Raw genomic sequence first — 6,233 nt, 5'->3', positions numbered from 1 at the left:
AGCAGTTTATTCTCCATACGAAGTCGCTGGATCTCATGTGCCTGCTCGGTTACAATATCTCTTGGTGCGGCATTTGTTCTTGGCCGCCCTTGGGGCCGCGCAAGGATGCCAGCTTCTAACATACGTTTTTTCCTCCGTTCACGCTTAAGTAGACTTTTTATCACCTGCTTATCCTGAAAACCGTAATATTCTGCAACTTCCCGCTGGGTTTTCCCCGCTGCCAGCATAGCCTTGATTTCTGGCAACAGCACTTGAATGTGTGTGTATTTTCGTTTCTCCATGACAAAACCCCCTGATGTAGTCTATTTTCCTACATCAGGGGGTTTTTGTCACTGTCCATTTTTACTGGACCGGTTCAAAATCCTTGCGGGGTATTACTATTTTATTGGATGGTATAGCCGCCGTCGATGAGCAGGTTGTGGCCGGTAATCATGCCGGCTGCGCCGCTGCACAGAAAGGCGATGGCGCCCGCAACTTCGTCGGGCTCGGCGAACCTGCGGCCGGGGATCTGCTGCCGGAAGGCGTCGCCGACCGGGCCGTCCCACGCCTTATGCCCAAGCTCGGTGAGCACCACGGTGGGCGATACCGCGTTAACCCTTATGCCGTGCACGCCCCATTCGAGGGCGAGTACCTTGGTCATGGCGATGATGGCGCCCTTGGACGCGCAGTAGGCCACATGGCGGTCGAGTGCGATCACGCCCGCCTGGGACGCCATGTTAACGATGTTCCCGGCGATCTTATGCGCCATGAAATACCGGCCCGCCATCTGAGCCATCAGGAAACTGCCCTTGAGGTTGATGTCCATGGTGCGGCCCCAGTCCTTTTCGGACAGGTTTTCGGCCTTGTCGAGCGCCACGATGCCCGCGCAGTTGACCAGGATGTCCACCTGGCCGAAGCGCTCGCAGGCGGCGTCAAAGATGCGCTGCCGGTCGTCGCCTCTCAGGATGTCGGCCGTCACGCCCAGCGCCCGGTCGGGCGAGAGCGCGGCCGCGATGGCGTCCGTCTGCGGGTTGCAGTCGGCCAGCACGACGTTCGCGCCTTTCTCGAGGAAGAACCGGGCGGTCGCGTTGCCGATGCCAGCCGCGCCGCCCGTGATGATGGCGGTTTTGCCGTTTATGGAAAAATCAATGTCCGCGCCGTGATAGGGAAGCATGGGGTGTTCCTCCTTCCGGTCAGCCGCGCTGCTGGTCGTATTCCATGTAGCAGTCGACCTTGGGCTGCGAGGAACAGCCCGGCTCGAACTCGGCAGACAGGAAGGTCTCGGCCAGCTTTTCGATGGTGCGGATGCCCAGGGTGAAGGCCCCGAAGCAAGCCACATTGGCGTCATTGCTCTTGCGGGCGCGCTCGGCCGAATAGACGTCGGTGCACAGCGCGGCATAGCAGCCCTTGACCTTGTTGGCCGCAATGCTCATGCCCAGACCGGTGCCGCACAGCAGGATGCCGCGGTCATAGGTGCCGTCGGCCACGCCGCGCGCCACCTGAAAGGCGGTGTGCGCATAGATGGGGTCATCGCTGCCCAGGTCGACCATATCATAGCCGAGCTTGGCCAGATAGCCGATCAGGTCTTGTTTTTGTTCCTGCGCATTCGGGTCGCAGCCGATCGCGATCTTTTTCATGGGGTAGCTTCCTTTCCGGTTTGGATTTTCTGATGGGTTTTCACTTCGGATTTGGTGGTCTTTTTCAGCGAGATCACGAGCGCCGCGCCGTTGCAGACAAAGTATCCGAGCGACAGCACGATGGACAGCGCCTTAAAGGCTTCCAGTCCCAGGCCGCCCAGCGCGCACACGATGCCGCTGCCCACAAACGCAGCCAGCACGATAAAGGCCACCACGCGCAGGCCGAGCGCCACACCAGTTACGGTAAAGGGGATGTCGTCCTGGTGCATGGTATTGGCATAGTCCTGGAGTGCGGTGCGGTAGGCAGCCGCATCGGCCTCTTGGGCCGGGTACTTTTCCTTCGCGCCTGCCAGACCGGCCAGCACGGTGTACAGCACCGCGGTCAGCACAAACGTGGGCACCAAAATCAGATTGCGGTGGATGATGCCCGCAAACACCAGCCCGAACGAGAACACAATCGATACGCCCCAGGCGATCGCAGCGGGCATGTTGAAATCCTGATGGCGGTATTCATTCCAATACCGGGTAAAGCCGATGCGGGGGAAGAGGAAGTGTTCGCAGATACAAATGACGCCCGCACCTTCTACGGCCATGCCGAGATAGACCAGGATGGCGTCCGCCTTCTGCACGCAGGGGAAGCAGGCAGCGACGGTGATGATGGTGCCCAGGATATAGGTCATGCGCTTCTGGCTGACCTTGGAAAAGACCACGTTAAAGGACAGAACAATGCGGTAAATGGTCGGGTTGGCCGTCGTCCAGCCAGCGATGATGACCGCCAGCAGGCCGGTGTAGCCGAGCAGGGTAAAGGTGACCGCGCCCGGGTCGAGCTGGGTCAGAGGGGTGTTTAAGATGATGGCTGCCGTGGCGCCGAACACACCGGCGACGATCCAGGCAAAGAAGTGGCCGATGTACATGCCGACCGCCGACGCATAGCCGTATTTATAGTTCTTGGCATAGCGCAGCATGGGCATGTCGTTGAGGCCGATGTGCCATGCGAGGTTGCAGGTCCAGGCAAAGCCGATGACATGCAGCACGCCCAGGTGCTGCCCGGTTTCACTCGAGCCGTTCCAGACATGGGTGTTTAAGAGGCTTAAAAAGTCGCCCGGCGAACGGATGGCGCCATAGCCGGTGGCATCCAGAAGCTGGGGCAGGGTGACGATCAGGCCCACGAAAAACAGGGCGATCATCCAGGGGACACAGGTGGTGGCGAACTTGGACACGCCTTCGAAGCCTTTGGCCACGATGAACGTGATGACCGCGCCCAAAACCAGTACGATCAGCACAAATTTGGCGCTGGTCGGGTACCAGTTGAGCTGAATGGGGATGTCAAAAATACGCCGGATGGCGGTGGCCGATATGCTGATACCGGCCGCGGCCAGCGCCGCGAGGCCTAAGCCGAGCACGATGTTGTACACCTTTTGCAGGCGGCCGCCAAAAATGCGGCCCAGGTAGCTGTACAGCGTCAGCCGAGTGTCGGTCGCGATCTTGGCGCAGAAGAAGGTGAAACTCAGCACCGCCAGCAGATTGCCGATAAACAGGCCGATCAAAATGTCGCTGGCCGTGCAGCCATACTGCACGAGTGTGGCGCCGATGACAAATTCGGTGGCAGCGATGTGCTCGCCGCCGTAAAGTCCGATAAAACTGCCGATGCCGCTTTGTTCCTTGTCGGCGACCGGCCAGTCGCAGCGTGGCGTTGCCCGCACGCGGTCCATTACGTTCTGTGACACAAAATTCCCTCCATGTTCCTGCCTGCGCGCACCCGCGCAGGCCCTGCCCGGCCGGGCCGGGCGGCTTTTCTCTCCAACTTCAATAAAAACTTATGCGATCTGCTCCTGGATGGCGTCGGCCATCGCGGTCAGAATGATGCAGCACGAGGTCGCGCCCGCATCCAGCACGCCCCGCGAGCGCTCGCCCAGGCGGCTCGAGCGCCCAAAACGGGCCACCATATCTTTGGTCGAATCGCGCCCGTCGGCCGCTGCCTGCTTCATGTGCGTGAGAGCGTCGGCAAACGGCTGGCCTTCCTGCGCGCCTTTGCGCAGGGCGTCCACCGCGGGACTGAGCGTATCGACCAGGGTTTTATCGCCCACCTGGGCCTGGACGATCTCCTGCAAACCGGACAGGCCGCTGTCCAGCATGCGGGACAGGACGTCCAGGTCGATGTCGGCCGCGTCCGCGCCTGCGTCGGCGGCGTCCATCAGGATGGTGCCGTAGATCGGGCCCATCGAGCCGCCGATCTCGGAAAAGAGGATGTTGCCCAACTCGGCGAGGCCTTGGGTAAAGGAGAAATCCTGACCGCCAAACCGTGTTTCAAAGAGGGTAAACCCTTTATTCATATTCATGCCGTGGTCGCCGTCGCCGATCAGGCCGTCGACCTCGCCAAGATAGGCCTTGTTTTGCTGGATGGCATGCACCATCGCCAAAAGGATGGGCTTGCCGTCCCGATTCGGAAAGCTGTTCATTGAAAAATCCCTCATTTCTGTTTCAGTCCCATGCTGTTGGCCGGCAGATCGATGAGCTGCTTGAGCTCGTCGTCCAGCTTCATCAGGGTGAGTGTTGCGCCCATCATTTCCAGGGAGGTAAAATAGTTGCCCACATAGGCCCGGTGCACCCGGATGCCCTGCGCGGTCAGCAGGCGCTCGATTTCGTGATAGAGAACATACAGTTCCATGACCGGCGTTGCGCCCAGGCCGGACACCAGCGCGACCACTTCGTCGCCGTCTTTAAACGGATAGTCGGGCAGGACGATGTCCAGCATGCGCCCAGCGATGCCGGCCGCGTCCTCCAGCGGACAGACCTCGATGCCCGGTTCGCCGTGGTGGCCGATGCCGACCTCCATGGTGCCCGGCTCGATGGTAAAGTTCGGGTGGCCGACCGCGGGCAGGGTGCACGGCGCCAGGCCGATGCCCACGCTGCGCGTGTGGTCGATGGCCTTCTGAGCCGCGTCGATGACCTCATCGAGCGTGCCGCCGAGCGCCGCCTTGGCGCCGCCGACCTTCCACATGAGCACTTCGCCCGCCACGCCGCGGCGCTTTTCGCGCTGGTCCTTGGGAGCGGATGCCACGTCGTCGTTGGCGACCACGGTCTTGACCGTGATGCCCTGGCGGGCGGCCATCTTGACGGCCATCTTGACGTTCATGTTGTCGCCCGAGTAGTTGCCGTACAGGCAGGCAACGCCCTTGCCCTGGTCGGCAGCCTTGAAGCTGTCCAGGAAGGCGGCTGCGGTGGGCGACGAGCAAATTTCGCCGACGGCCGCCGCGTCGCACAGGTTTTCGCCGACATAGCCGATAAAGGCGGGTTTGTGGCCCGAGCCGCCGCCCGTGACCACGCCGACCTTATCGGCCGGGATGTTCTTTGCCTTGACGACGCGTTTGTTTTCGGTACCCTCGACCAGATCGGGATGCGCTTTGAGGAAGCCCTCCAGCATTTCGTCGACGATGTTGTCGGGGTCGTTCATGATGCGCGGAAGTTTATTCATTTGGGTTCCCTCCTTGTCTTACGGCTTGAGGACGACTTTCATCGCCCCGTCCTTGCCAGTCTTGGCCAGTTCGAATGCTTCTTCCCACTGGTCGAGTGCAAACTGGTGGGAAACCACGCCAGCCGTGGGCAGCTTGCCGCTGCCGATCCAGTCGATGACCGTGTCATAGCAGAACGGGCTCAGGTGCGCGCCCAGCAGGTCGAGCTCCTTGCGGTCGGAGATGATGCTCCAGTCGACCGTGACCGGCTGACCGAACACCGAGAACTCGACGAAGCGGCCCATCTTGCGGATGGCATCCAGACCCTGCTGCACGCTCGACGGATGGCCGGTCGCTTCGATGTAGATGTCGCAGCCGTAGCCGTCGGTCAGTTCCTTGATTTTCTGCACCACGTTTTCCTTGCCCGGGTTCATGACCAGATCGGCGCCGAACTCCTTGGCCTTGGCCAGACGGTCGTCGTTCATGTCCAGGACGATGAACAAACTCGGGTTTGCCTGACGGATGGCGCCCACCATGCCAAGACCCAGCGTGCCCGCGCCCGACAGGACGACCACATCGCGGGTGGTGACCTGCGCACGCTCCACGCAGTGGAACGCGCAGGCATAAGGCTCAATCAGGGCGGCCTTTTCGATCGGCATGTCGGCCGGTACGAGGTAGGGCAGCGCTTCCTTGGTCAGGCGGACGTATTCGGCCATACCGCCGTTGACGTTGTTCTGGAAGCCGAACAGGTCGTGCTTTTCGCACATCCAGTGGCGACCGGTCTTGCAGAAGCGGCACTGGCCGCACGGCACAATCTGCTCGGGGCAGATGCGGTCGCCCAGTTTCCAGTTGCCGGCCACGTTCTTGCCCATCTCGACCACCGTGCCCACAAATTCATGGCCGGGGATCATGGGCGCCTTGATGTACTTGGGCTGGCCGTCCAGACCCCAGAAGCTGGCCGCGCCGCCAAATGCCTTGACGTCGCCCGCGCAGATGCCGCAGGCTTCGACCTTGAGGATCATTTCCCCTTCGCCGGCGTGCGGCGTGTCCACGGTTTCCAGCCGGTAGTCCCCCGGCGCATATGCGACGATTGCCTTCATTTTTTCAGGTAAGTTGCTCATAGTGCTTTCTCCTTTTTGCTGTGTGTCCGGCGACCAAACGCCTG

The 6,233-nt window shown here is 61.0% G+C and carries 7 protein-coding genes; all 7 read right to left on the bottom strand.

The window, feature by feature from the left end:
• Positions 1 to 281 (bottom strand): imidazolonepropionase (locus tag EFB11_RS16555; protein ID WP_122791469.1); only part of this gene is annotated, 281 nt, incomplete at its 3' end.
• Positions 282 to 382: 101 nt separating this feature from the next.
• Positions 383 to 1,153, bottom strand: a complete 771-nt coding sequence (locus EFB11_RS16550) for a GolD/DthD family dehydrogenase (protein WP_122791468.1) — start codon at positions 1,151 to 1,153, stop codon at positions 383 to 385.
• A gap of 19 nt (positions 1,154 to 1,172) precedes the next feature.
• Positions 1,173 to 1,616, bottom strand: coding sequence for an RpiB/LacA/LacB family sugar-phosphate isomerase (locus tag EFB11_RS16545; protein ID WP_122791467.1), 444 nt, complete (start codon positions 1,614 to 1,616; stop codon positions 1,173 to 1,175).
• Complete coding sequence (locus EFB11_RS16540) at positions 1,613 to 3,343, bottom strand: cytosine permease (RefSeq protein WP_164706846.1); 1,731 nt, start codon at positions 3,341 to 3,343, stop codon at positions 1,613 to 1,615. Before EFB11_RS16540 ends, EFB11_RS16545 begins: the two co-directional genes overlap by 4 nt.
• 90 nt (positions 3,344 to 3,433) lie before the next feature.
• A complete protein-coding gene (gene dhaL / locus EFB11_RS16535) occupies positions 3,434 to 4,075 on the bottom strand; it encodes a dihydroxyacetone kinase subunit DhaL (RefSeq protein ID WP_122791465.1) in 642 nt (213 codons plus the stop codon).
• 11 nt (positions 4,076 to 4,086) lie between these two features.
• On the bottom strand, positions 4,087 to 5,091 hold the full coding sequence (locus tag EFB11_RS16530; RefSeq protein WP_122791464.1) for a dihydroxyacetone kinase subunit DhaK: 1,005 nt from the start codon (positions 5,089 to 5,091) through the stop codon (positions 4,087 to 4,089).
• An 18-nt stretch (positions 5,092 to 5,109) separates the two neighbouring features.
• Positions 5,110 to 6,189, bottom strand: coding sequence for an alcohol dehydrogenase catalytic domain-containing protein (locus EFB11_RS16525; protein WP_122791463.1), 1,080 nt, complete (start codon positions 6,187 to 6,189; stop codon positions 5,110 to 5,112).
• Between the last annotated feature and the right edge of the window lie 44 nt (positions 6,190 to 6,233).

The sequence above is a fragment of the Intestinibacillus sp. Marseille-P6563 genome (assembly GCF_900604335.1).
Classification (GTDB): domain Bacteria; phylum Bacillota; class Clostridia; order Oscillospirales; family Butyricicoccaceae; genus Butyricicoccus_B.
The sequence above is the reverse complement of the archived record's forward strand: the minus strand, read 5'-3'. Positions and strand labels throughout refer to the sequence as shown.

Excerpts from the sequence above, each read along its gene's own strand:
- EFB11_RS16530 (WP_122791464.1), bottom strand. The coding sequence starts at position 5,091 with ATGAATAAACTTCCGCGCATCATGAACGACCCCGACAACATCGTCGAC.
- EFB11_RS16550 (WP_122791468.1), bottom strand. The coding sequence starts at position 1,153 with ATGCTTCCCTATCACGGCGCGGACATTGATTTTTCCATAAACGGCAAA.
- EFB11_RS16525 (WP_122791463.1), bottom strand. The coding sequence starts at position 6,189 with ATGAGCAACTTACCTGAAAAAATGAAGGCAATCGTCGCATATGCGCCG.
- dhaL (WP_122791465.1), bottom strand. The coding sequence starts at position 4,075 with ATGAACAGCTTTCCGAATCGGGACGGCAAGCCCATCCTTTTGGCGATG.
- EFB11_RS16545 (WP_122791467.1), bottom strand. The coding sequence starts at position 1,616 with ATGAAAAAGATCGCGATCGGCTGCGACCCGAATGCGCAGGAACAAAAA.